This is a genomic window from Cellulomonas sp. P5_C5 (assembly GCF_054049655.1).
Window position 1 is genome coordinate 1 of record NZ_JBFULY010000030.1, and the last position, 23,769, is coordinate 23,769.

At 73.4% G+C, this 23,769-nt stretch carries 24 protein-coding genes; 11 read left to right on the forward strand and 13 right to left on the reverse strand.

All coding sequences use genetic code 11. The features are described from left to right. Window positions 1-1,001: AAA family ATPase (locus tag ACXJKF_RS18540; protein ID WP_456789197.1), on the reverse strand; the 1,001-nt coding region annotated here is incomplete at its 3' end. Window positions 1,002-1,111: 110 nt separating this feature from the next. Between ACXJKF_RS18540 and ACXJKF_RS18545 the strand changes: the two genes are divergently transcribed. Together ACXJKF_RS18545 and ACXJKF_RS18550 are read left to right on the forward strand one after the other, a co-directional pair. Further along, window positions 1,112-2,194 carry a class I SAM-dependent methyltransferase gene (locus tag ACXJKF_RS18545; protein WP_456789198.1) on the forward strand — a complete coding sequence of 361 codons (1,083 nt, stop codon included), beginning with the start codon at window positions 1,112-1,114 and terminating at the stop codon, window positions 2,192-2,194. A 32-nt stretch (window positions 2,195-2,226) separates the two neighbouring features. After that, entirely contained in the window at window positions 2,227-4,362 is a 2,136-nt protein-coding gene (locus tag ACXJKF_RS18550) for an alpha/beta fold hydrolase (RefSeq protein ID WP_456789199.1), read from the forward strand. Here the strand turns inward: ACXJKF_RS18550 and ACXJKF_RS18555 are convergent. Then, entirely contained in the window at window positions 4,359-4,655 is a 297-nt protein-coding gene (locus ACXJKF_RS18555; RefSeq protein ID WP_456789200.1) for a DUF1905 domain-containing protein, read from the reverse strand. The two genes, ACXJKF_RS18550 and ACXJKF_RS18555, sit on opposite strands and share 4 nt — an antisense overlap. 71 nt (window positions 4,656-4,726) lie before the next feature. On the opposite strand from ACXJKF_RS18555, the gene ACXJKF_RS18560 reads away from it, so the two are divergent. Beyond that, window positions 4,727-5,242 (forward strand): mycothiol transferase, encoded by a 516-nt coding sequence (locus ACXJKF_RS18560; RefSeq protein WP_456789201.1) that lies wholly within the window; start codon window positions 4,727-4,729, stop codon window positions 5,240-5,242. 31 nt (window positions 5,243-5,273) lie between these two features. On the opposite strand, the gene ACXJKF_RS18565 is transcribed toward ACXJKF_RS18560, so the two are convergent. The 3 genes from ACXJKF_RS18565 to ACXJKF_RS18575 all read right to left on the reverse strand — a co-directional run bounded on the left by ACXJKF_RS18565 (window position 5,274) and on the right by ACXJKF_RS18575 (window position 9,194). After that, window positions 5,274-6,461, reverse strand: coding sequence for an MFS transporter (locus ACXJKF_RS18565; RefSeq protein ID WP_456789202.1), 1,188 nt, complete (start codon window positions 6,459-6,461; stop codon window positions 5,274-5,276). 2 nt (window positions 6,462-6,463) lie between these two features. Then, window positions 6,464-7,288: a hypothetical protein gene (locus ACXJKF_RS18570; protein WP_456789203.1), complete on the reverse strand. Its 825-nt coding sequence runs from the start codon at window positions 7,286-7,288 to the stop codon at window positions 6,464-6,466. A gap of 277 nt (window positions 7,289-7,565) precedes the next feature. After that, entirely contained in the window at window positions 7,566-9,194 is a 1,629-nt protein-coding gene (locus ACXJKF_RS18575; protein WP_456789204.1) for a DapH/DapD/GlmU-related protein, read from the reverse strand. Window positions 9,195-9,259: 65 nt separating this feature from the next. Between ACXJKF_RS18575 and rlmC the strand changes: the two genes are divergently transcribed. After that, window positions 9,260-10,381, forward strand: a complete 1,122-nt coding sequence (gene rlmC, locus ACXJKF_RS18580; protein ID WP_456789205.1) for a 23S rRNA (uracil(747)-C(5))-methyltransferase RlmC — start codon at window positions 9,260-9,262, stop codon at window positions 10,379-10,381. Between the two features lie 39 nt (window positions 10,382-10,420). Then, window positions 10,421-11,551, forward strand: coding sequence for a flavin-containing monooxygenase (locus ACXJKF_RS18585; RefSeq protein ID WP_456789206.1), 1,131 nt, complete (start codon window positions 10,421-10,423; stop codon window positions 11,549-11,551). Here ACXJKF_RS18585 and ACXJKF_RS18590 read toward each other — a convergent pair. Both ACXJKF_RS18590 and ACXJKF_RS18595 read right to left on the reverse strand, forming a co-directional pair. After that, on the reverse strand, window positions 11,538-11,954 hold the full coding sequence (locus ACXJKF_RS18590) for a DoxX family protein (protein ID WP_456789207.1): 417 nt from the start codon (window positions 11,952-11,954) through the stop codon (window positions 11,538-11,540). The genes ACXJKF_RS18585 and ACXJKF_RS18590 overlap by 14 nt on opposite strands. A 26-nt stretch (window positions 11,955-11,980) precedes the next feature. Beyond that, window positions 11,981-12,568: a dihydrofolate reductase family protein gene (locus ACXJKF_RS18595; RefSeq protein WP_456789208.1), complete on the reverse strand. Its 588-nt coding sequence runs from the start codon at window positions 12,566-12,568 to the stop codon at window positions 11,981-11,983. A gap of 92 nt (window positions 12,569-12,660) precedes the next feature. Between ACXJKF_RS18595 and ACXJKF_RS18600 the strand changes: the two genes are divergently transcribed. Both ACXJKF_RS18600 and ACXJKF_RS18605 read left to right on the forward strand, forming a co-directional pair. Continuing rightward, on the forward strand, window positions 12,661-13,005 hold the full coding sequence (locus ACXJKF_RS18600; RefSeq protein WP_056592058.1) for an ArsR/SmtB family transcription factor: 345 nt from the start codon (window positions 12,661-12,663) through the stop codon (window positions 13,003-13,005). Next, window positions 13,002-13,445, forward strand: a complete 444-nt coding sequence (locus ACXJKF_RS18605; RefSeq protein ID WP_456789209.1) for an SRPBCC family protein — start codon at window positions 13,002-13,004, stop codon at window positions 13,443-13,445. Before ACXJKF_RS18600 ends, ACXJKF_RS18605 begins: the two co-directional genes overlap by 4 nt. Window positions 13,446-13,451: 6 nt before the next feature. On the opposite strand, the gene ACXJKF_RS18610 is transcribed toward ACXJKF_RS18605, so the two are convergent. Both ACXJKF_RS18610 and ACXJKF_RS18615 read right to left on the reverse strand, forming a co-directional pair. Next, window positions 13,452-14,021, reverse strand: coding sequence for a DUF998 domain-containing protein (locus ACXJKF_RS18610; RefSeq protein ID WP_456789210.1), 570 nt, complete (start codon window positions 14,019-14,021; stop codon window positions 13,452-13,454). 154 nt (window positions 14,022-14,175) lie between these two features. Next, window positions 14,176-15,861 (reverse strand): hypothetical protein, encoded by a 1,686-nt coding sequence (locus ACXJKF_RS18615; protein ID WP_456789211.1) that lies wholly within the window; start codon window positions 15,859-15,861, stop codon window positions 14,176-14,178. A 193-nt stretch (window positions 15,862-16,054) separates the two neighbouring features. Between ACXJKF_RS18615 and ACXJKF_RS18620 the strand changes: the two genes are divergently transcribed. The 4 genes from ACXJKF_RS18620 to ACXJKF_RS18635 are packed head-to-tail and all read left to right on the forward strand — an operon-like array spanning window position 16,055 to window position 20,307. Continuing rightward, on the forward strand, window positions 16,055-16,567 hold the full coding sequence (locus tag ACXJKF_RS18620) for a hypothetical protein (RefSeq protein WP_456789212.1): 513 nt from the start codon (window positions 16,055-16,057) through the stop codon (window positions 16,565-16,567). A 9-nt stretch (window positions 16,568-16,576) separates the two neighbouring features. Then, complete coding sequence (locus ACXJKF_RS18625) at window positions 16,577-17,995, forward strand: flotillin family protein (RefSeq protein WP_456789213.1); 1,419 nt, start codon at window positions 16,577-16,579, stop codon at window positions 17,993-17,995. Between the two features lie 16 nt (window positions 17,996-18,011). Then, window positions 18,012-18,827: an alpha/beta fold hydrolase gene (locus ACXJKF_RS18630; RefSeq protein WP_456789214.1), complete on the forward strand. Its 816-nt coding sequence runs from the start codon at window positions 18,012-18,014 to the stop codon at window positions 18,825-18,827. Next, window positions 18,811-20,307: a SpoIIE family protein phosphatase gene (locus ACXJKF_RS18635; RefSeq protein ID WP_456789215.1), complete on the forward strand. Its 1,497-nt coding sequence runs from the start codon at window positions 18,811-18,813 to the stop codon at window positions 20,305-20,307. The genes ACXJKF_RS18630 and ACXJKF_RS18635 overlap by 17 nt, the downstream gene beginning before the upstream one ends. Before the next feature lie 33 nt (window positions 20,308-20,340). On the opposite strand, the gene dhaK is transcribed toward ACXJKF_RS18635, so the two are convergent. From dhaK to ACXJKF_RS18655, 4 genes are all read right to left on the reverse strand, one after another. After that, a complete protein-coding gene (dhaK, locus tag ACXJKF_RS18640; RefSeq protein WP_456789216.1) occupies window positions 20,341-21,336 on the reverse strand; it encodes a dihydroxyacetone kinase subunit DhaK in 996 nt (331 codons plus the stop codon). Window positions 21,337-21,410: 74 nt separating this feature from the next. Beyond that, complete coding sequence (gene dhaL, locus ACXJKF_RS18645; protein ID WP_456789217.1) at window positions 21,411-22,031, reverse strand: dihydroxyacetone kinase subunit DhaL; 621 nt, start codon at window positions 22,029-22,031, stop codon at window positions 21,411-21,413. A gap of 26 nt (window positions 22,032-22,057) precedes the next feature. Next, window positions 22,058-22,834: an HAD-IA family hydrolase gene (locus ACXJKF_RS18650; RefSeq protein ID WP_456789218.1), complete on the reverse strand. Its 777-nt coding sequence runs from the start codon at window positions 22,832-22,834 to the stop codon at window positions 22,058-22,060. After that, window positions 22,831-23,691: a class II fructose-bisphosphate aldolase gene (locus ACXJKF_RS18655; protein WP_456789219.1), complete on the reverse strand. Its 861-nt coding sequence runs from the start codon at window positions 23,689-23,691 to the stop codon at window positions 22,831-22,833. The genes ACXJKF_RS18650 and ACXJKF_RS18655 overlap by 4 nt, the downstream gene beginning before the upstream one ends. Window positions 23,692-23,769 lie beyond the last annotated feature (78 nt).

The following is a 23,769-nucleotide window of genomic DNA, read 5'->3' on the forward strand; positions in this document are numbered from 1 at the left end:
GCCCGGGCCAGGGCGGCGTGCACCGCGCGGCGGGCCGCGGGCGGGGCCTCGGCGTAGATGCCGGAGCGGACCAGGTCGTGGCGGAACGTGATCCGGGCGGCGTCGACGGTGAGCAGCCCCCCGCGCGCGGCCTCGTCGAGGTCGCCGACGGACACCCCCAGCAGGGCGCACGCGCTCGCGACCGTCGCCAGGTCACCGCCGGCCGCGGCGGCGACGAGCAGGGCGGTGCGGGTGTCCGGCGGGAGCGCGTCGGCGCGGCGGGCGAACGTCCGGGCCAGGGACGCGGGGACCGGCACCGGGGCGCCGGGCGGCAGGGCATCGACCCCCTCGTCGGTCATCTCGAGCAGCGCGAGCGGGTTGCCGCCGGCCGACGCCAGCAGCCGCGACCGTGCCTCGGCCGAGAGCCGGTGCCCGAGCCCGGCCGCGAGCGACTCCGCGTCGGCCGCCGCCAGGCCGCCCACCACGAGCTCCGGCATCCCGGCCGACCGGACCACGGAGGGTTCGTCGCGCGCTGCGAGCAGGACGACGACCGGGTCCGCGGTGAGGCGTCGTGCCGCGAAGCACAGCGCCTGCGCCGACGGTGGGTCGAGCAGGTGGGCGTCGTCCACGATCACCGCGAGCGGCCGGTCCTCGGCGACGCGGCTGAGCAGGCTGAGGACCGCGGCGCCGACGGCGAACCGCTCGCCGCCGGACCCGGGCAGCAGCGCGAGCGCCGAGCCGAGTGCCTCCGACTGCGGCGCGGGGAGGGCGTCGAGCTGGTCCAGCACCGGGCGCAGGAGCTGGAGCAGGCCACCGAACGGTACCTCCCGCTCGGCGTCCACGCCGGCCGCGCGCAGCACCCGCATGCCCGCCTCCGTCACCGCCGACGCGGCGTCCTCGAGCAGCGCGCTCTTGCCGATCCCCGCCTCGCCGGACAGCAGCAGGGTGCCGCTCTCACCCACGCGCGCGGCGGCCACCAGCCTGCTGATGACCTGCCGTTCGCGCTCGCGTCCGACCAGCACGGACCGAGTCTAGGGAGCACACCAGGGGGGTCCCCTGATGCGATGGCAGGTCCGCCGCGGCCAAGGTCGGAAGCGACATATCCGACACCTCCCCGAGGAGAGGCACGACCATGACCGACACCCTGCCCGCCCAGCGCACCATCGACCCCGACAAGCTCATGTCCTTCGTGTTCCGCGCCGTCGACGAGGTCGGCGCCACCCTGAACACCGCGCTGGTCGTGATGGGCGACAAGCTGGGCTACTACACGGTGATGGCCGACGGCCGCCCCGTCACCCCGGCGGAGCTGGCCGAGCGCACCAGGACGAGCGAGCACTACGCCCGCGAGTGGCTGAACAACCAGGCCGCGGGCGCCATCGTCGAGTACGACACCGAGACGCGCCGCTACACGCTCCCCGCCGAGCACGCCGTCGCGCTCGCGGACCCCACGAGCCCGGCCTACCTGGCGGGCTTCTTCCAGCTCGCCCTGGGCGCGGTCCACGACGCCGAGAGCATCTCCCAGGCGGCGCGCGACGGCGACGGCATCGGCTGGCACGAGCACCACACGGACGTCCACCACGGCTGTGAGCGCTTCTTCCGCACCATGTACAACGGGCACCTGCTGAACGAGTGGATCCCGGCTCTCGACGGCGTCGCGGCGAAGCTCGAGGCGGGCGGCACGGTCGCCGACGTCGGCTGCGGCCACGGTGCGTCGACGATCCTGCTGGCCAAGGCCTTCCCGAACGCCACGTTCGTCGGCTCGGACTACCACGAGGCCTCGATCGAGATCGCCCGCGAGCGCGCAGCGGCAGCCGGCGTGTCCGACCGGGTCACGTTCGAGGTCGCCCCCGCGACCGGGTTCACCGGCACCGGCTACGACCTGATCGCGATGTTCGACTGCCTGCACGACATGGGCGACCCGGTGGGCGCGGCCCGGCACGTGCGCGACGCGATCGCGGCGGACGGCACGTGGATGGTTGTCGAGCCGATGGCCGGCGACCGTGTCGAGGACAACCTCAACACCGTCGGCCGCGCGTACTACGGGTTCTCCACCCTGCTGTGCACCCCGGCGTCGTTGAGCCAGGACGTCGGGCTCGCGCTGGGCACGCAGGCGGGACCGGCGAAGATCCGCGACGTCTCCACGGCCGCGGGGTTCTCGGCGTTCCGGACCGCGGCGTCGACCCCGTTCAACAACGTGTTCGAGATCCGGCCGTGACGACGAGTCCTCTCCAGGCGGACACTGCTCGGGTGGGTTCACACCCGAGCAGGTCTGCGGACCCCGACGCCACCGGCGTCACGGTCCGGGACGGCGTCGAGCTGTCGTACGAGTTGTTCGGATCCTCGAACGGCCCCACGGTCGTGCTCGTGCCCACCTGGTCGATCGTGCCCTCGCGGTTCTGGAAGGCGCAGGTCGGCTTCCTGGCGCGCCACTACCGGGTCATCACGTTCGACGGTCGGGGCAGCGGCCGGTCGGGCCGGCCCGAGGGCGCCGACGCGTACACGGACCGGGAGTACGCCGACGACATCCTGGCGGTCCTGGACGCGACGCAGACCGCGCAGGCCGTCCTGGTCACCGAGTCGTGCGGTGCGTCGTGGGCGGTGCACGTCGCCGCGGGGGACCCCGACCGGGTCCTCGGCATCATGGCGATCGCGCCCTCGTGCGGTCTGGACGTGGCCACCCCGGGCCGCGACCACGTGCCGTGGGACGAGCCCCTGGACTCCTCCGAGGGCTGGGCGAAGTACAACAAGCACTACTGGCTCGGCGGCGGCTACGACGACTTCACGGAGTTCTTCTTCCGGAAGATGTTCTCCGAGCCGCACTCCACCAAGCAGATCGAGGACTGCGTCGGCTGGGCCCACGAGATCACGCCGCAGGTCCTCGCGGACACGACCGCGGGGCGGCTCGGGTGCGACGGTGCGGTGTGCGAGCCGGTCGCGCCCCTGGCCCGGCAGGTGACGTGCCCCGTCGTCGTCGTGCACGGCACGGAGGACCGCATCCGCCCGGCCGCGTTCGGCGAACGGCTGGCCGAGCTCACCGGCGGGGAGCTGGTGCTGCTCGAGCACGCGGGGCACGGCCCGTCGGCGCGGGACCCGGTGAAGGTCAACCACCTGATCGCGGCGTTCGTCGACCGCTTCGTGCCGCCCACACCGAGGACCACGTGGGTGCGGGCGGCGAGGAGGCCACCGAAGGCCCTCTACCTCTCGTCGCCCATCGGGCTCGGGCACGCCCAGCGGGACGTCGCGATCGCCGCGGAGCTGCGGGCGCGCCGGCCGGAGCTGCAGATCGACTGGCTCGCGCAGAACCCGGTCACCCGGGTGCTCGCGCAGCACGGCGAGCAGGTCCACCCCGCGTCGGCGTGGCTGCGCAACGAGTCCGGCCATATCGAGCACGAGGCCGGCGAGCACGACCTGCACGCGTTCCAGGCGATCCGCCGGATGGACGAGATCCTGGTGCACAACTTCATGGTCTTCGACGAGGTGGTGGCCGACGGCGGGTACGACCTCGTGATCGGCGACGAGGCGTGGGACGTCGACTACTTCCTGCACGAGAACCCGGAGCTCAAGCGGTTCTCGTTCGCGTGGATGACGGACTTCGTCGGCTGGCTGCCGATGCCCGACGGCGGCCCGCGCGAGGCGGCGCTGACCGCGGACTACAACGCGGAGATGATCGAGCAACGCGCCCGGTTCGCGCGCGTGCGGGACCGGTCCGTGTTCGTGGGGGACCCGGACGACGTGGTCGAGGACGACTTCGGCCCGGGGCTGCCGAGCATCCGGACGTGGACGGAGCAGAACTTCGACTTCGCCGGGTACGTCACCGGGTTCGACCCGGCCGAGCTGGAGGGCACCGAGCGGCTGCGGGCGTCGCTGGGCATCGGGCCCGGCGAGAAGCTGTGCCTGGTGACGGTCGGCGGGTCCGGCGTCGGGACGTCGCTGCTGCGCCGGGTCATGGACGTCGTGCCGCTGGTCCGCCAGCTCGCGCCGGAGCTCCGGTTCGCGTTCGTCACGGGCCCGCGGATCGACCCCGAGTCCCTGCCCGCGTGGGAGGGGTCGACGGTGCTCGGCTACGTGCCGGACCTGTTCCGTCACCTGGCCGCGTGCGACGTCGCCGTCGTCCAGGGCGGCCTGACCACGACCATGGAGCTGACGGCCCTAAACAAGCCGTTCGTCTACGTGCCGCTGCGCCACCACTTCGAGCAGAACCTGCACGTGCGCAAGCGCCTCGACCGGTACGAGGCGGGCCGGCACCTGGCCTACGAGGACGCGGTCGACCCGGACGGGCTCGCGGAGGCCATCGTCAAAGAGGCCAGCCGCGACGTGCGGTACCGCCCGGTGGCCACGGACGGCGCGGCGCGGGCGGCGGCGATGCTCGCGGACCTCGTCTAGACGTCCACCAGGGCGAGCTCGACGTGGACGGTGTCGCCCACGTCGAGCCGTTCGGCCTTGCGCACGGCCTTCTTCACGGGCAGCACGTACGTGTCGGTCGACGGGAAGATCGACGTCCGCCAGACGGTCGCGCCGACGGTCACCTCCACGCGCACGGACCCGAAGCCGCGTGCGGAGTCGCCGACGAGGTCCAGCACCTCGTCGGCGACCTGCGTCGGCAGGCTGACGAACGTCCACGCGTCGGTCTTGCGGGCGTCCCACAGCCACAGGGGGGCCTCGAACTCGTAGGTCACGGCACCGATCATCTCCCGTCGCGCGCACCGCGGCGGCTGGACGTAGCCTCTCGAAGACCGAGGAGGGCTGCATGGATGTCGCAGGACTGCTGATCGAGTCGTTCGGACGGGTGGACGGGCTGCTGACGCGCGCCGTCGACGGGTTGCCCGTCGACGAGCTGACGTTCCGGCCCGACCCGGAGGCCAACTCCATCGCGTGGCTCGCGTGGCACGCGGCCCGCGGCGAGGACGCGCAGGTCGCCGACGTGGCGGGCACCGAGCAGGTGTGGACCAGCCAGGGCTGGGCGGACCGCTTCGACCTGCCGTTCGACGACGACGCCACCGGCTACGGCCACAGCGCGCAGGACGTCGGCCAGGTGCGGGCGTCGTCGGACCTGCTGCTCGCCTACTCCCGCGCGGTCGCGGACCGCACGCAGGACTACCTCGCGGGCCTGACCGCCGCCGACCTCGACCGGGTGGTCGACGAGCGCTGGGACCCGCCGGTGACCCTCGGCGTCCGGCTGGTCAGCATCGTCGGCGACAGCTTGCAGCACGCCGGCCAGGCGTCGTACGTGCGCGGCCTGCTGGAGCGGTCGCGACGAGCATGACTGCCGCAGTCACGGGCGTGTGGCGGGTCCTTCACGCCTCCGTCGCGCGGGCCGGCTCGGAGAGCGTCGTCGGGCGGTCCCGCAGGCCGATCCGGCGCAGTGCCCAGGGACCAGCTACAGCACAGACCGCGAGGACACCGGCGAGCGCGACGCACACCGCGGCCCACGACGTGGCACCGTAGAGCACGCCGGCCGCCGCGGCGCCCACCGCGCCGCCCGCCAGCGCGGCGTTGCCCAGCAGGCTCATCCCGCGCGCGGTGCGGTTCGACGCGCTCAGCTCGGTCACTGCTGCCTCGTGGATCGGTACCACTGCCGCCCACGCCGCGCCGGTGAGCACCCACAGGGCGGCGATCGCGACGGGTCCGGGTGCGAGCGCCAGGCCCGCGGCGAAGGCCGCTGAGCCGGCCGTCGCCAGGGCGTAGACGGTGCGCCGGCCCCACCGGGCCGTCAGACGGTGCAGCGGCCGTGGCAGGACCGTCAGCGCGATGCCTCCGGGCAGGAAGACGAGAGCGATCTGGCCCACCTCGAGGTCGAACTCCCGCTGCAGGTGCAGCAGGAGGAGCAACCCGACCCCGGCCTCGGCGACGCTCGTCAGGGCCACGACTCCCAGCAGCGGAGCCAGTCGCCGCACGTCGTCCCGGGCCGAGCCCTGCGACGCCTCGGTCGTCGGCCGCGCGGCCGCCCGCAGCAGGGCCACCACGGCGACCAGGCAGGTCACCGCGATGCCGACGAAGACTCCGCGGTAGCCGAGAGCCGGCAGCAGCACCATGGCAGGAACCCAGTACAGCCACGACGCGAGCGCGACCGCAGAGAACAGCCGGGCGAACGCCTCGTCGTCCTGCGCCAGGCGCTCGGCGGTGATCGCCCGGACCGAGACCCACAGCAGCGCACCGCCCGCGCCCGTCGCCGCCGCAGCCGTGAGCAGCACGGTCCCGAAGCCCGGCGCCGCCGCGTACCCGAGGCAGCCGAGCGCGTAGAGCAACGCCCCCAGGGCGGCGACCCGGGTGCGCTCCCGGGTGTCCGCCAGCCAGCCGGCGACCGGGCGCATCGCGAACGAGACGACCAGCTCCAGCGAGACGAGGACACCGATCTGCGCGGGCGAGGCGCCGAGCTGGTCGCCTGCCCACAGGGGGAGCAGGAAGTCGAGGATGTCCGCCGACCCGCCGACGAGCGCCGCGGCGAGGACCGAGGAGCGGCGGCGGCTGTCCGGGCTCCTCATGCTCAGAGGCCGTGCGCCGCCACGAGCGCCTCGAGCTGGTCGCGGTGCGCGTCGACGAACTCCTGCTGGAGGGTGTGCCAGGCTGCTCGGGTCGACTCCGTGTACCCGGTCGAGTCGCGGCAGGTGAGGTCGGCGACCGCCAGGGCGATCTCCGCCTCCTGGACCTCGGGGTCGTCGGTGAAGAGGACGTTGCCGCCGTGGGTCGCGGCGGACGCCTGCAGCTCTGCCTCGTCCGGGGACGCGACGTCGTGACCGGCCTCGGACATGCAGGCGGACCACGCCGCGTCGCCCGCGTGCACCCGGGGGTCGTCGTTCGCGGCGAAGATCCACTCCTCGTAGTCCGCGTGCAGGCCAGCGAAGTCGGGGTAGGACGCCCAGTCCTGCGCAGGCTCGCCCGCGTATTGCGCAGGCTCCTCCACGGGTGCGGTCGCGCAGCCGTCGAGCGCCGCCTCGTACCGTTCGCGGTCCTGCGGGGAGAGGGTCTCGGCGTACGCGGCGTTCTGCTCGGCCGCCGTCGGCACGCTGATGCTCAGGCCCCCGTACCCCCACGCGCGCGCGAAGGGGAGGGTGTCCTGCGAGAGCTCGTTGTGGGGGTCGTCCGGCCAGTACAGGAAGCCGGCGTCGGCGACGCACGCCCGCATCCGGTCCTCGTTGATCCGCGCCACCGACCGCGCATCGACCTGCTCGAGGTAGGCGGTGAGGGGTCCGGGCGCCGGGCGCTCCACGGGCGGGACGGCCGGCGGGAGCTTCTCGGTGGTGCTCCCGGCGCACCCGACGAGGAGCGTGCCGGCGGCGAGGGCCCACAGCAGAGCGGTCCGGTGCGGCACGGCGTGCTCCTGTCGACCCGAGGGCGAGCGCTACGCCCGCCGCGTCCTGCCGACCCTAGCGCCGCTCCGGGGCGGCCGTCCGGCCGTTTCCCGCGTCCACGTAGGCCTCCCGACCAGCCGTGTGCGTATCTCGACGCGGGGGTCTGCCGCTCCTGACGGGGAAGGTGCCGCATGGACGTGGCCGGACTGCTGACCGAGTCGTTCGGGCGGGTGGACGGGGTGCTGACGCGCGCCGTCGACGGGTTGGGGGCGTACGTGCGGGGCCTGCTGGAGCGGTCTACCCGAGCGTGAGCGCCGACTCCGGCCGGTGCACGCCGCGCGGGCGGTAGCCGAGCGCGTCGGACTCGTCGAGCAGGTCGGCGGCATACCAGAGGGTCGCCAGCCACATCTCGGTGCCCTGCAGGGTGGGGGCGCTGCCGGGCCGGGTGTCGAACGCGAACCCGCGGCCCGGCACCCACCGCCGCACGATCCGCTCGGCGTGCGTGCGGGCGACCTGCTGGATCTCGGGCCACCGGTGGCGGCGGTCGTGCCGTGTCAGCCACCACAGCGGGTGCAGGACGTCGAGGGCGTCGCACGCGGTCTCACGGCCGGGGCCGAAGGTGCGGGGGTCGGCGGCGTGGCGCAGGACCGCGTCGATGGTCGCCTCGGTGCCGGGCAGATCCACGCCGAGCTGGGCGAACGTGCCGCGGACCGTCCGGTAGAACCCGTTCACGGGGAGCCGCAGGCCGTCGACGTCCCTCGGGACGCCCCAGAGGCCGGTGCCGGGGTCGCGGTGCACCAGGAGCCAGCCCAGCAGGGCGTCGACGACGCCGTCGGGCACCGGGCGGCCCGCCCGCAGCTCCCACGTCAGCGCGGTGCCCAGGGCGTCGGCGCGGTGGCCCGCCGACCAGGCGTCGTGCGGGAAGTCCAGGTCCGCCAGCGCGCGGACCACCCCGGCGGGGTCGAGCGCGGCGACGGGCGCGAGCGGAGCCGGCCAGGTGGATCCCAGCAGGTCGAGCGCGTAGCCGACGCAGAGCAGGTGGTAGACGTCGGTGTCGTCGCCGAGGCCCGGGAGCGGGACGTCGGGGACCGCGCCCCGCGACCCCAGCTCGTGGACCAGGCCGTCGTCCGACTGCCAGCCGTGCAGCCGGGCCAGGTGCTCGTCGCGGGACCAGGGTGCGGGCGGTGCGCCGAGCAGCAGGTCGGCGACCTCGATCGCGTCGCAGTGCGCGCGGACGGTCGGTGGGCCGCCGGGGGAGTCGGCCCAGTGCGCGCCGTCCCAGTGCCGCGCGAGCAGGTCGGGGGCGTCGGCACGCGCCAGGTCGGCGAAGGCGCGCAGGGCATCGGGCTCCGGCGCGACGGTTCGACGGTCCCGGACGACGCGTGCCGGGTTGCCGACGACCACGGCCCACTCCGGGACGTCACGGGTCACGACGGACCCGGCTCCGACCACCGCGTGCGACCCGATGGTGACGCCGTCGAGCACGACGACGTGCGAGCCGATCCAGACGTCGTCGCCCACCGTGATCCCGAGCGAGGACATCGGCTGCCGGAAGATCGGCTCGGTGGGGTCCGCCATGCCGTGGTCGAACCCGAGCAGGCTCGTCTGGCCGCCGATCCGCACCGCGTTCCCCAGCCGGACCGTCCCGCGCACGACCGTGCTGACGTTCACGGTGCAGTCGGCACCGATGACGAGGTCACCCGACAGGTGCGCGTGGGCGGCGACCGTCGACCTGTCGCCCAGCGTGAGCGTCTCCGGGTGGACCGCGGCCAGCCGGGACACCACGCAGTCCTGCCCGATCGCGTGGCCGCGGGCTCGCAGCTCGTCCTGGTACGCCGCCTGGTCGGCGCGGGCCGCGGGCGAGGCCAGCCGGTAGAACGACCAGGGCGCGTAGTCCTCGCGCAGCGCGATCTCGGGCTCGTCCAATGCACCGTCTCCCTCGTCGGAACCCCTGAATCCTTTCATGATCGCGGCCACGTAGGCTCGCCGCCATGCAGTGTGCCTACTTCGACGCGGGGGTCTGCCGCTCCTGCACCTGGATGGGGCGCCCGCACGGCGAGCAGGTCGCCGACAAGGAGCGGCACTGCGCGACCCTGCTCGGTGAGCGCGACGACTTGGTGTGGCTGCCCCCGGTCACGGGCCTGGAGTCGGGGTACCGCAACAAGGCGAAGATGGTGGTCGGCGGGACGGTCGAGCACCCCACGCTCGGGATCCTCGACGCCGGTGGCCAGGGTGTCGACCTGCAGGGCTGCGGGCTGTACCCCGGCTCGCTCGCGGCGACGTTCCCGCTGCTCGCGGCGTTCGTCACGCGCGCGAGCCTCACCCCGTACGACGTCCCGGCGCGGACCGGCGAGCTGAAGAACCTGCTGGTCACGCAGTCGCCCGACGGCGAGCTCCTGCTGCGGTTCGTGCTGCGCTCGCAGGAGCCGGTGGCCCGGATCCGCAAGCACCTGCCGTGGCTCCTGGCCGCGCTGCCGCAGCTGCGGGTGGTGTCCGTGAACCTGCTCCCGGACCACAAGGCGGTGCTCGAGGGCGACCGCGAGATCCTGCTGACGCCGACCGAGACCCTGCGGATGCGCATCAACGGGATCGACCTGCACCTGCGCCCGCAGAGCTTCTTCCAGACGAACACCGAGGTCGCCGCCGCCCTGTACCGGCACGCGGCGTCCTGGGTGGAGGAGCTGGCACCGACGAGCGTCTGGGACCTGTACTGCGGCGTGGGCGGGTTCGCGCTGCACGTGGCCGCGCCCGGGCGTGACGTCGTCGGCATCGAGACGAGCGTCGAGGCGATCGCGAGCGCGACCCTGAGCGCCGCCGACCGGGGCCTGACGGGCGTGCGGTTCGCCTCGGGGGATGCCACCGAGTTCGCGCTGAGCGCCCCGGCGCCCGACCTGGTGATCGTGAACCCGCCACGGCGGGGGATCGGCGAGGTGCTCAGCCGCTGGCTGGAGGCCTCCGACGTGCGGCACGTCGTCTACTCCAGCTGCAACGCAGCCTCGCTCGCCCGCGACCTGGCGGCCATGCCGTCCCTGCGCCCGCGACGCGCGCAGGTGCTCGACATGTTCCCGCAGACGACCCACTACGAGGTGCTCACACTTCTCGAACGCGGCTAGCCCTCTTGGACGGGCGTCCATAAGACGATAGGAAGAGGCATGAGCACCTCTCCCGTCCTCGTCATCGGCGCCGGACCCGCCGGCCTCGCGGTCGCCGCCTCGTTGAAGAAGCGGGGAGTGCCCGTCGTCGTGCTGGAGCGCGCCGACGACGTCGGCGCGTCGTGGCGGCGGCACTACGAGCGGCTCCACCTGCACACCACCCGCCGCTGGTCGGGACTGCCGGGCTTCCCCATCCCGCACCGCTTCGGCCGCTGGGTCGCCCGCGCCGACGTCGTCAACTACCTCGAGATGTACGCCGTGCACCACCGGCTCGACGTGCGCACGGGCGTCCAGGTGAAGCGCGTGGCGCGTGCGGGGTACGGCCGCTGGGTGGTCGAGACCGAGGCGGGGGAGTCGTTCACCGGGACGACCGTCGTCGTCGCGACGGGGTACAACCACACGCCGGTGCCGCCGCAGTGGCCGGGCGTCGAGTCGTTCCCCGGCGAGCTCGTGCACGCCTCGGCGTACCGGAACGCCGAGCCGTACCGCGGCAAGGACGTACTCGTGGTCGGCGCGGGCAACACCGGGTCGGAGATCGCGGTCGACCTCACCGAGGGTGGGGCGTCGCGCGTGCGGCTGGCCATCCGCACGGCGCCGCACATCGTGCGGCGGTCGAACCTGGGCTGGCCCGCGCAGGGCACCGGGATCCTCGTGCGGCACCTGCCCGTCCCGCTGGTGGACCGCATCGCCGCCGTCGTGGCCCGTGCCGAGGTGCCCGACCTCTCGTCGTACGGCCTGCCGCGCCCCACCACCGGCCTCTACTCGCGCGTCAAGGAGGGTTCGGTGCCCCTGCAGGACGTCGGGCTGATCGCCGCGGTGCAGGCAGGGCTCGTGGAGCCGGTCGCGGCGGTGGAGTCGTTCGACGACGACGGTGCCGTGCTGCTGGCCGACGGCTCGCGGATCACCCCGGACGTGGTCGTCGCGGCCACCGGGTACCGCCGGGGCCTCGAGCCGCTGGTCGGCGACCTCGACGTGCTCGACGACCGCGGCCTGCCGCGCGTGCACGGTCCGCGGACGTCACGGTCGGCGCCGGGCCTCTACTTCACCGGGTACACCAACCCGATCAGCGGCATGTTCCGCGAGCTGCGCATCGACGCCGAGCGGATCGCGGCAGCGATCAGCCGCGGCTGACGCGGCTCTCCCGCCAGGCCTTCCAGGCGCCCGTCGACCACAGCGCCCAGAGGACGAGCAGCGGCTGGAACACCAGCCGGATCGCGCGCGCCCGGTCCGAGTCGAGCCCGAACGCGTCCGTGCGCGTGACCAGCTGGGAGATGTTGCCCGGGAAGATCGCGACGAAGAACGCGGCGACCACCCAGCCGACCGCCACGCGCTGCTTCGGCAGCGCCACGAGCGCGCCACCGAGCGCCAGCTCGACCATGCCGGAGCCGACGACGACCGTGTCGGTGTCGACCGGGACCCACGGCGGCACCTGCGCGGCGAACTCCTCCCGCGCGAAGGTCAGGTGGCTGGTGCCGGCGAACAGCAGCATCGCGCCGAGCGTGATCCGGCCGATGGTCCGTGCGGGAGAGGTCATGCAGTCAGCGTCTCCCACGCGGGGCGTCACCGCACGACGCGGAACGTGAGGTGGGTGGCCTCGGCGGTCGCGACGAGCCCGGTCCGGACGAGCTCGGTGTGCTGGTTCCCGACGACGTCGAGCAGGCGTGCGCCGCGGTGCAGGAGCACAGGCACCAGGTTGAGGGTGACCTCGTCGACGACGCCCGCGCCGATCGCCTGCCGCACGATCTCGGCGCCGCCCATGACGAGCACGTCCCGGTCGCCGGCGGCCGTCACGGCCTGCGCGACCGCGCTCGCCACGCCGTCGGTGACGAACGTGAACGTGGCGCTCGTCATCGGCCGCGGCTCGTGCTCCCGGTGCGTCACGACGAACGTCGGCACCGGGAACGGGGTGTCGCTCCACAGGTCGACCCCGATGTCGTAGGTCCGGCGTCCGACCACGACCGCCCCGGTCCGCGCGAACAGGTCCGCGGAGACGGCGGCGTCCGCCGGGTCTGCGGCGGTCCCGGCAGCGGGGAAGAGCCAGCGGTGCAGCCGTTCGCCGCCGACCCCCATCGGGTCCTGCTCCGAGACGTCCGGACCGGAGCTGTACCCATCGAGGGAGACAGAGATGCTCACGCGCACGATTCCCATGCCGCGACGGTAGAGGTGGCCTCCGACACGGGTTGACGGGTCGCCGGCTCGGGCGTACGTTGAAGGTGTTCCTTAATTAAGGAGTTGCTGAAATGCCAGCTCGGGACGCGTTGAGCGTGGTCTTCGCCGCGCTCGCCGACCCCACGAGGCGCGCGATCCTCACGCACCTCCAGCAGGGCCCCTCGACCGCCGGGGACGTGGCAGCACCGTTCGCCATGAGCCGGTCGGCGATCTCGCAGCACCTGAAGGTGCTCGAGGACGCCGGACTGATCGAGCGGACCGTGTCCGCGCAGTGGCGCACCTGCGTCCTGCGCACCGAGCCGCTCGACGAGGTCGCGACGTGGGTGGACAGCCACCGGCGCCTGTGGGACGAGCGGTTCGACCTGCTGGACGAGCGGTTGAGGCAGCTCCACGAGCGAGAAGGAGAGGCACCATGACCGAGACCGACCAGAAGACCTTCACCATCACGCGCATCTTCGACGCACCGCGCGCGGCCATCTGGCACGCGTGGACCGACCCCGACGAGGCCGCGGCCTGGTGGCACCCGCGCGGTGTCGTGACGCCGCGGGACTCGGTCGAGCTCGACGTGCGTCCGGGCGGCACCTACAAGTACACGATGGTCGCCCCCGACGGCAGCACCTACCCGACGTTCGGCGTCTACCGCGAGGTCGTCGAGCCCGAGCGGCTCAGCTTCACGTGGGCCGACCCGGGCGACACGTCGGCCGACGCACCGCTGATCACCGTGACGCTCGAGGACCTCGGCGAGCAGACGCGGATGACGTTCCGACTGGACGGCCACAGCGGTCACCCCGGCGACGACGGCGTCCACGACGGCTGGGACCAGGCCTTCGACGTCCTCGTCGAGCACCTCGGCTGACGAGGCTCAGCGCGACGCAGCGCGCCTCAGGGCGACGACGACCACCAGCGGCCACACCGCCTGAGCGCCGGCCACGGCCCGCTCGGACAGGCCGATGAGGTCGCCGTCGCCCTGCAGCTCGATCACGAACCACCCGAGCAGTCCCGTGAGCACCACCGACGCGCCGACGGTGACGGCCGGCCGCAGGATGCCGGTCGCAGCTCGGTGCGCCGCCAGCGCCGGCCACAGGGCGAGCGCGCCGAACCCGATCCCGGCGGCGACCCCGTGAGCCTGGGGTGCGGCGTCGGACGGGAAGAGCGCGACGGCGAGAGTGGCGGCCCCGCCGATCGCGTGCAGCACCCGCGCCCGTCGCGGGACCGGCCGCAGCCCCGCCGCGGTCACCATGTGCGCGACCCCGGTGATCGCCAGGCCCGCCGTCATGATCCACGGGTCCGTCGCCGTCGAGGCCGCGAGCGCACTGATCGTCTCCTGCACGGGGTCGAACGACGGCTGTCGCGCGGCGGCGAGCGTCCAGCCGCCGATCATGGCGACGGGAGCGGCGATCGCGGACGCGAGCGCCCAGCGGGGGACTGTCATGACGGGCTGCCTCCTGGTCGGTGACGGGGGTTCGTCACCGACCATCCGCCGGATGGGTGCCGAGAGGCCACGGCGACGACCGGACGTCGCTCCCAGGTGGGTCGACGCAGCGCAGCTGCCGCCAGCCTGCCCGGACCCGGGCCGGCCCGCCTGGTCAGGAGGTCACGATGCCGTGGGACGCCGCGAGCACGCGCGGGGTCCCGCCGTCCGGGATCTCGACCGTGACCATCAGGACGCGGGGGATCGCGAGGCTGCTCCGCTCGCCCGTCTGGCCCGTGAGCTGCGCGAAGGTGGCGTCGTTGATCGTGAGGTAGTAGCCCTCCTCGACCGTGCGGACGTAGGAGACGTCGTAGGAGATGACGGCCAGCACGCCGCCCTCGACGGCGACGGCGCGGGCGGCGCCCGCGGGTCCCGTGAGGTCCGTGCCGTCACCGGCAGGGGTGACCGTCACCTCGACGCTGCCGCCGTCGGTGGGCGGGCTCACGAGGTCGCGCACCGTCTGCAGGGCGGGGACGACCTCCAGGCCGCCAGGATCACCGGTCACGACGAAGGTCCGGATCGCCTCCGAGGCTGCCGCGACAGCGGCCAGCTGCGGTTCCGTCGCCACGCTCGCCTTCCCGGCGTCCAGGGGAGCGGGGGTCGCGTCGTCCTTGCCGAGGTAGGTGACGGCGTTCTTGCGCCACGGGTCGAGCACGGTGGCGCGCTCGTAGACCGCCAGCTGGTCGTACTCCGGCTCGTCGTCCCCGACGGTGACGGAACCGCGGGTGACGAACCAGATCGGGTAGGCGGTGAACTCGGGCGCCCAGACGACGTCGGTCGTCGTCGTCATGGGGGTGCCGGCCGACGGTGCCACCCCGGCTGCCTGGTCGTAGAGCGTGGAGTAGCGGTCCAGCCGCAGGAGGGCACCCGTGTCGACGGACTCCCAGGCGGACGCGTCGAAGGTCTGGGCGGCGAGCGTGTCCGCGGCGTTGTTGCGCTCGTCGTAGGAGGCGAGCGCGGGGCCGACCTCGTCCGCCGTGATGGCGACGCGGACCGGCGTCAGGTCGGTCACCTCGGCGCGCGTCGGCACAGCGCAGCCCGACGCGACGAGTGCGATGCCGGCGCCGACCCCGAGCGCGCGCCAGGCGGCGCCCGGCCTGGGCGTCACCCGGTGCCCCTCGGCCCGGTGCTCCACGAGGACAGGGGACGGCTCCGGGGCGGCGGTCCCGGAGGCGTCCGCCGGCTCCCGCTCGCCGGCGGTGTCCTCCGTCCGGGCGCGGCGACGGCGCAGGACGACGGGCAGCACGATGAGCACCAGGCCCACCAGGGCGACGCCGACCGCGAGCGCGAAGGCGTGCGGCAGGGCGAGCCCCACCGAGAGGGTGAGGGTGCCGGGTGCCCCCACGGGCAGCGCGGCGACGGTGCGCAGCGAGCCGTCGAGCTCGAGGTCGAGCGCCTGCGTGCCCGGACCGGACGCAGCGGCCTGCCAGAACGTGGTCGTCTCGGGGGACGTCGCGGGGACGTCGAGCTCGCCGGGACGGTCCTGGCCCACCAGCGCGCCCCGCGAGCCGAGGCCGGTGATCGACAGTCGGTGGACCCCGTCGAGATAGCTGGCGACATCGACAGGGTTGCCGGCGCCGACGAAGACCGCGCCGCCGTCGGAGGTGGCGGTCACCCGCACGGTCGCGTCGCGGAACGCCAGCAGGTCCGGGGCCGTCATCACGACGTGCGCCGCGGCTGGCAGCGTCGTGGGGGGCAGGGTCGCGACGTCGTCGGGCCCGACGACGAGTGCGACCGCGCCGCCGACGAGCAGGGCGAGGCTGCCCAGGATGATGGACAGCACGGACAGCGCGCGACGCATGAAGGCTCCTTCGAAGGGGTCGGCGGGGAACGTAGCAGCGCAAACCGGGCGTCGACCGCCGTCATCCACAGGTGCCCCCGCGTCGGTCCGTTCGGGGACAGATCACGCTCGGGGCGCTAAACGTCCCCGCGGACGGGACTGCGCGGGGTATAACCAACGCGCCACGTCTCCACCGACCCGAGGACGCCGACGCATGCTGATCTTCTGGGTGATCGCCGGGGTCGCTCTGCTGCTCCTGGTCCTCACCGTCACCGTCGGCGACTTCCTCGACGGGTTCGTCGACGCGATCGACTTCACCGGCGGGTACCTGTCGTCGGCGGTCGTGCTGTCGTTCCTGGCCACGTTCGGCATCGTGGGTGGGCTGCTGCTGGCGACGACGGACGCGAGCGTGCTGCTCGCCTCGCTGGCCGGTGTCGTGGCGGGTGCCCTGGTCGGTGCCGGGGCCGGTGTCGCCACGCGGGCGCTGACCAACGGTCCGACGGCCCACCAGATCACCAGCAGCGACTACGTCGGCCAGGCCGCCACGGTCACCACCTCGATCCCGTCCGACGGGCTCGGTCAGATCTCGCTCGTCGTCGCAGGTCAGAGCACCGCGCTCGCGGCCCGCGCCGACGCCCCGGTGCCCACCGGCGCCGGAGTGACGGTCGTCGCCAACCTCGGTCCCGGCGTCGTCAAGGTCGCCACCACCTCCACCCAGTCTCTCTAGGAGCTCTCCGTGCCCGAATCCTGGCTCCCCGTCGCGGGTGTCGCCGGTCTCGTCCTGGTCGTCCTGCTCGTCGGCATGGCGATCGCCAAGCGGTACCGCGTGGCCCTGCCCAACGAGGCGTTCATCGTCACCGGCCGCAAGGGCAAGACCTCGAACGACCTGTCCGGGCAGAAGGTGGTGACGGGTGGCGGCGTGTTCGTGCTGCCGTTCGTCCAGCAGCTGTCGGTGCTCGACATGTCCTCCCGCCGGATCACGGTCGAGGTCAACGGCGCCCCGTCGTCGCAGGGCATCGCGCTCACCGTGTCGGGCGTCGCGATCGTCAAGGTGCACAACGAGGACGTCTCCATCCGCGCGGCCGCCCAGCGGTTCGGCAGCCAGCAGGAGGAGATCGACAACTTCACGACGAACCAGCTCTCCGGTGCGCTGCGTGCCATCGTCGGCAACCTGACCGTGGAGCAGGTCATCCGGGACCGCGAGTCGTTCTCCCAGCAGGTGCTCGAGTCCGTGACGGGGTCGCTGACCGCGCAGGGCCTGAGCCTCGACGCGTTCACCATCCAGGAGGTCACCGACCACGGCGGCGGGACGTACATCCTCGACATGGGCCGCGCGTCGGCCGCCGCGATCCGCCGCGAGGCCGAGATCGCGGAGGCGGAGGCGCGGCGGCTGTCCGAGGAGAAGCGGATCCACGCCGAGACGGAGGTGGCCAACTACCAGCGGGCGCTCGACCTGCGGCAGGCGGAGATCCTCGCCGAGACGGACCGCGCGAAGGCCCTGTCGGCCTCGGCGGGCCCGCTCGAGGCGGCTGCTCGCCAGCAGGAGATCCTCGCGCAGGAGGAGCTCGTCGCGGAGCGGCAGGCCGCCCTGACGGAGCGTCAGCTGGACACCACCGTGCGCCGCCCGGCCGACGCCGAGCGCTACCGCCTCGAGCAGCAGGCCGAGGCCCAGCGCATCACCGCGGTGAAGAGCGCCGAGGCGTCGAAGGCCGAGAACGAGCTCCGTGGTGCCGGTGAGCTGGCGCTACGGTCGGCCCAGGCACGCGCCACCGAGCTCGAGGGGGCGGCGCAGGCCGCGGCGGTCCTCGCGCGCGGCAAGGCCGAGGCCGAGGCGCTGCAGAAGCGGGCGGAGGCGTACAAGGAGTTCAACCAGGCCGCGGTGTTCGACCGCCTCCTGGAGACCCTCCCGGAGATCGCGAAGGAGCTCGCCGCGCCGATGGCCAACATCGACAGCCTCACCGTCGTCTCGACGGACGGGGCGTCGGCGCTGCCCAAGGCCGTCGCGGGGAACTTCCTGCAGCTCCAGGAGCTGATCAAGTCGACCACCGGCCTGGACCTGACGCAGATCGTGCACCAGCTGACGGACTCGTCGACGCTGGTCGTGCCAGCGGACTCGGTCCCGGCGACCAACGGGACACCGACCTCCGCCGCCTGACGCTTACGCTCGACCCATGACCGTGCTCACCCGGAACAACGTCGTGCTCTCGGGCGTCCCGGGTGCGCCGGCCATGGTGCTCGCGCACGGCTTCGGGTGCGACCAGAGCATGTGGCGGTTCGTCGCGCCCGCGTTCGAGGCGACCCACCGCGTGGTCCTCTTCGACCACGTCGGCGCCGGCGGCTCCGACCTGAGCGCCTACGAACCGCAGCGGTACGGCTCCCTGGCCGGGTACGCGGACGACGTCGTGCAGCTCCTGGACGCCCTCGACCTGGGCCCGGTGGTATTCGTGGGCCACTCGGTGAGCGCGATGATCGGCGTCCTCGCGGCGGTGCGTCGCCCGGAGCTGTTCGACCGGCTCGTGCTGGTCGGCCCCAGCCCGCGGTACGTCGACGATGATGAGGGCGGCTACAGAGGCGGGTTCTCTGCGGCGGAGATCGACGAGCTGCTGGCGACCATGGACGACAACTACCTGGGCTGGTCCGCGTTCATCGCACCGGTGATCATGGGCAACGCGGACCGGCCGGAGCTGGGCGAGGAGCTGACCAACTCGTTCTGCCGGACGGACCCGGCGATCGCCCGCCGGTTCGCCCGGACCACGTTCCTGGCGGACAACCGCGCGGACCTCGCGGGAGTCACGACGCCCGCCCTGGTGCTCCAGTGCCGCCAGGACGTCATCGCGCCCCCGGAGGTCGGCCGGTACGTCCACGAGCACCTCGCGGGCAGCGAGCTGGTGCTCCTGGACGCCGTCGGCCACTGCCCGAACCTCAGCGCCCCCGACCAGGTCGTCGAGGCCATCACGGCGTACCTGACCCGTGTCCCGTCCCGGTAGCGACGCCTGGGACCTCGCTCCCGTCGCGCTCCTGCGGCTGGACGGCGACGGCACGATCCTCGACGCCAACCGGGTGCTCGTCGACTGGGTCGGGCGCCCGGCGACGGGTCTGCGCCTCGCGGACCTGCTCTCCGTGGGCGGTCGCATCTACTGGGAGACGCACCTGTCGCCGCTGCTGCACATGCAGGGCCGGTTCGACGAGGTCGCGGTCGAGCTGCTGGGCGCGGACGGGCGCCTGCCCGTGCTCGCGTCGGCCGTCGTGCACACCGACGACGACGGCCGGCGCAGCGTCGACGTGGCGCTGTCCCGGGCCACGGAGCGTTCGCGGTACGAGCGCGAGCTGCTCGCCGCACGGACGGCGGCGGACCGGTCCGCGGACCAGCTCCGAGCGCTGCAGGCGACGACGGCCGCGCTGTCGCGGGGCGTCGGGAGCGACGGCGTCGCCCGCGCGCTCGTCGACACGGCGGTGAGCCACCACGGGGCGGCGGCCGCGTCGGTGTGGCTCGCGGCCGACGACGGCACGCTGGTGCGTCGCGCGACCGCGGGCGAGGTGCCGGCCGACGAGACCGGCGCCGTCCTCACGGTCGAGGGCACCGACACCGTCCAGCAGCACGCCGGCGGGGTCGTCGTCGTGGCGCTCGGTGACGCCACGGCCCCGCGCGGCACGCTCGTGCTGTGCCCGCGCGGCGACCCGTTCGACGTCGGTGTGCTCACCGCCGTCGGGCAGCAGGCCGGGCTCGCGCTGGAGCGCGCGGCGACATTCGACCAGAAGGCGTCCGTCGCGCACGAGCTGCAGCGCGCCCTGCTCACCACCCACCTGCGGGAAGACCACCGGTTCGCGGTGACCACCGAGTACCGCCCGGGCGTCCAGGCGCTGGAGGTGGGCGGCGACTGGTACGACGCGTTCCTGGTCGACGACGACCTGCTCGCGGTCGCGGTCGGCGACGTCGTCGGTCGGGGTCTGCACGCCGCGACGGCCATGGGGCAGCTGCGCAGCGCGGTGCGTGCGGTCGCCGGACCCGGCGTGGGCCCCGCGGAGCTGCTCACGCGGCTGGACCGGTTCGTCGCGCAGACGGACGTGGGCTTCATGGCGACGCTCGCCTACGCCGAGATCGACCTCACGACGGGGGCCGTCCGGTACGCGTGCGCGGGGCACCTGCCTCCGCTGCGCCTCACGGCGGGTGGTGCGCACGAGTTCCTCTGGGACGGCCGCTCGACCCCGCTGGGCGTCGGGGCCGCCCGCGCCGAGGCGTCGGCGACCCTCGACCCGGGTGACCTGCTCGTCCTGTACACCGACGGCCTGGTGGAGCGCCGCGACCGCTCGCTGCACGACGGCCTCGAGGCGCTGGCGAGCGCCGGCGCGGCCCTGCTCGAGAGCTCGGTCGCCGCGCTGGTGACGGGCCTGCTCGAACGCGCCCCGGCAGACCTCGACGACGTGTGCGTCCTCGTCGCGACCTGGTCACCACCGGCCCGGCCGTGAGCGCGCCGAGCGCCCACGGCCGGCCCTGGGGGCTCAGAACACGCGGTTGGCGATCTCGGCCGGAGCCAGCAGCAGCTCCGTAATCTCGTCGTCGAGCTGGACCAGCGTGAGGGACGCCCCCGCCATGTCGAGCGACGTGCAGTACTCGCCCACGTAGCTGCGGCCGACGGTGATCCCCTGCGCGTCGAGCTTCTCGTGCGCCAGCCCGTACAGCAGGTACAGCTCGCTGATCGGGGTGCCGCCGAGGCCGTTGATCATGAGCGCGACGGAGTCGCCCGAGGAGTACGGCAGGTCGGGGACGACGGCGCCGAGCAGCTCGTCGACGATCTCGTCTGCGCTGACCAGCTTCGCGCGACGGCGGCCGGGCTCGCCGTGGATGCCGACGCCGACCTCCATCTCGTCGTCGGCCAGCTCGAACAGCGGGGAGCCCTTGGCGGGCGGTGTGCACGGGGTCAGGGCGATGCCCATGGTCCGCGTGACGGAGTTGACCTTCTCGCCGATCCGGACCAGCTCGTCCAGCGACGCGCCCGCCTCCGCGGCGGCGCCGACGGCCTTCATGACGAAGAAGTTCCCCGCGACGCCGCGCCGGCCGACGGTCCACGTCGAGTCCTTGACGGCGACGTCGTCGTTGATGAACAGCGTCCGCACGTTCAGTCCCTCGGCCTCCGCCAGCTCGGCGGCCATCTCGAAGGCCATCTTGTCGCCCGTGTAGTTGTTGACCAGCAGCAGGACGCCCTTGTCCGAGGCCAGCAGCTTCGCGGTCTCCAGCACGTACTCCATCGGCGGTGCGGCGAACACGTCGCCGGGACACGCCCCGTCGAGCATCCCCCTGCCGACCACCATGACGTGCGCCGGCTCGTGGCCGGACCCGGAGCCCTGGATGATCGACACCTTGTCGGGGTTGGGGGCGTCGGCCCGCATGATCAGGTTGTACTCGGGGACGTACCGGAGGGTCTCGGGGTTGGCCAGGGCGATGCCCTTGAGCATCTCGGGGACGAAGTTCAACGGGTCGTTGACGAACTTCTTCATCAGTCATTCCTCCACATCGTCGTGATCGGTCGACCTGCCGCCGCGTCGCCCCCCGGAGCGCGGACGTGTGTGCGTCACCAGGTGTCGGCGACGCGTTCCGCCAGCACGGCGACGGCGACGGCACCGGGGTCCAGCGACCCGATGCTGCGCTCGCCGGTGTACGAGGCGCGTCCGCGACGGGCCTGCATGGGCCGCGTGGCCTCCGCGGCGTTGCGGGCGCTGACCGCCGCGGCCTTCGCCACGTCCGCGGGTGCCGACCCCGCCGCGAGCTCCCGCTCGATCGTGTCGGTCATCGGCGCGAGCGCGTCGAGCAGCGTCTTCTCGCCGAGGTCCGCGCCGCCGCGCGCCTTGATCCCCTCGATCGCGGCCCGCAGCATCGCGACCACGTCGTCGCCGGTGAGCTCCTGCTTGCCCTTGACCTGACCCGCCGCGCGCAGGAACGCGGTGCCCCAGATCGGCCCGGACGTGCCACCGATCCGGCCCGACATGACCACGGCGACCTTCTGCAGGAACGTGCCGGTGTCGGAGCGGTCGAACGTGTCCCACTGGGCCAGCACGTTCTCGAACCCGCGGGCCAGCGAGAACCCGAAGTCGCCGTCGCCGACGACCGAGTCGAGGTCCCCGAAGTACTTCTCGTTCTCGATGCAGCCTTCGGTGAGGGTGCGGACGACGGACTCGACACGGGCATCGGACACGGCGGTCGCTCTCTTCTGCGAGGTGGTCAGGGGGTGTGCAGGAGGTGCTCGACGTGCGACAGCTCGACCTGACCGTCGACGGCGATGCCGTGGGGGTCGCTCAGGACGGTGGCGGGGTCGTCGGGGAGGTCGCCGAGCGAGCTGACGACGAGCGCCGCCCCGGTGAAGTCCTCGTCGGCGGTGTAGCTGCTCACGGTGACGACCGTGCGCAGCCCGGCGCCGAGCGCGGAGCGCAGGCCGTTCGCGCTGTCCTCGACGACGACGACCTCCTCCGGGCCGACACCGAGCTCCTTCAGGGCGAGCAGGTAGATGTCGGGGGCAGGCTTCTTGGCGGGTACGACGTCCCCGGCGAACACGGTGAACTGCGCGGCGAGCTCGGCGCCGACGGCGTGCTCGAGCACCGCGCGGACGGACACCTCGGCCGACGTCGACGCGACGGCGAGCCCCCAGCCCTCCGCGGACGCCTCGGCGGCGATCCGTGCGATCCCCGGCCGCGCGGGCAGGACGCCGTCCGCGACCATCGCCGTGTAGTGGGCCGTCTTGGCCTTGTGCCAGCGCGCGACGAGGTCCCGCTGCTCGTCGGGATCGGCGGGCAGGTGCGCGGTCTCGACGAACACGGGCGTGAACACGGTCGCCAGGCGCTCCTTGCCGCCACCGATCGCCAGCAGGTGCCCGTACTCCTCCTCGCTCCAGTGGATCGGGAGGCCGGCCTCGGCGAACGTCTGGTTGAACGCGGGCAGGTGCCCGTCGCGCTCGGTGTCGGCGAGGACGCCGTCGCAGTCGAAGATCAGCGTGGGGCTCATCGACCAGCCTTCCCTGCGGAGCCGAACTCCTCGAGGTGCACCGCGATCGCGGCCTGCACGGCGGCGGAGATGTCCCGGAACATCGACGGCGGGTCCCACCTGTCCGTCGCCCGCGCCCGGGCGAGGTGCTGCTCGGCCGAGCGCATGTAGGCGACCTTCACGCCGGTGGAGATGTTGATCTTGGAGACGCCCGCGGCGATGAACGTGGCGAAGTCCTCGGCGGACAGCCCGGTACCGCCGTGCAGCACGATCGGGCGGTCGGTCAGCGCGGCGAGCTCGCGTACGCGTTCGGGGAGCAGGACCGGCTGTGCCTTGTACTCGCCGTGCGCGGTGCCGAGCTGCGGTGCCAGCAGGTCGACCCCCGTGCGCTCCGCGACAGCCGCGAGGGTCTCGACGTCGTAGGAGTGCAGGCTCACGTCGGACCCGACCCCGTCCTCGACGCCGATGATGTTCTCGATCTCCGACTCGACGTCGACCCCGGCGGCGTGCGCCTCCGCGACCACCTCGGCGGTCTCCCGCTCGGCCGTCGCCAGGTCCCGGTCCGAGGCGTCGAAGAGCACCGACGACCACCCGGCGCGGACGACGTCGGAGATGACGGCCCGGTCGGGGCAGTGGTCGAGGTGCAGCGCGACGGGGACCGGCACGTCGGCTGCGGCGTGCCGGAACATCGTCGTGACGAGGTCGGTCCCGATCGAGCGGACCGTCTTGACGGAGATCTGGATGATCAGCGGCGAGCTCGCGGCGACCGCTGCGGCGACCACGGCGCGCAGGGACAGGTCGTCGAGGATGTTCACCGCCGGCACCGCGTAGCCCTGCTCGCGAGCGGTCCGCGTCATCGCCAGCGTCGACGAGATCATGTGCCCAGCCCTCCCGGGAGGCGGCCCTGCGTCGTCGGAACGGCATCGTCCCGACCTTCGGCAGTCTAGACAGGTCTA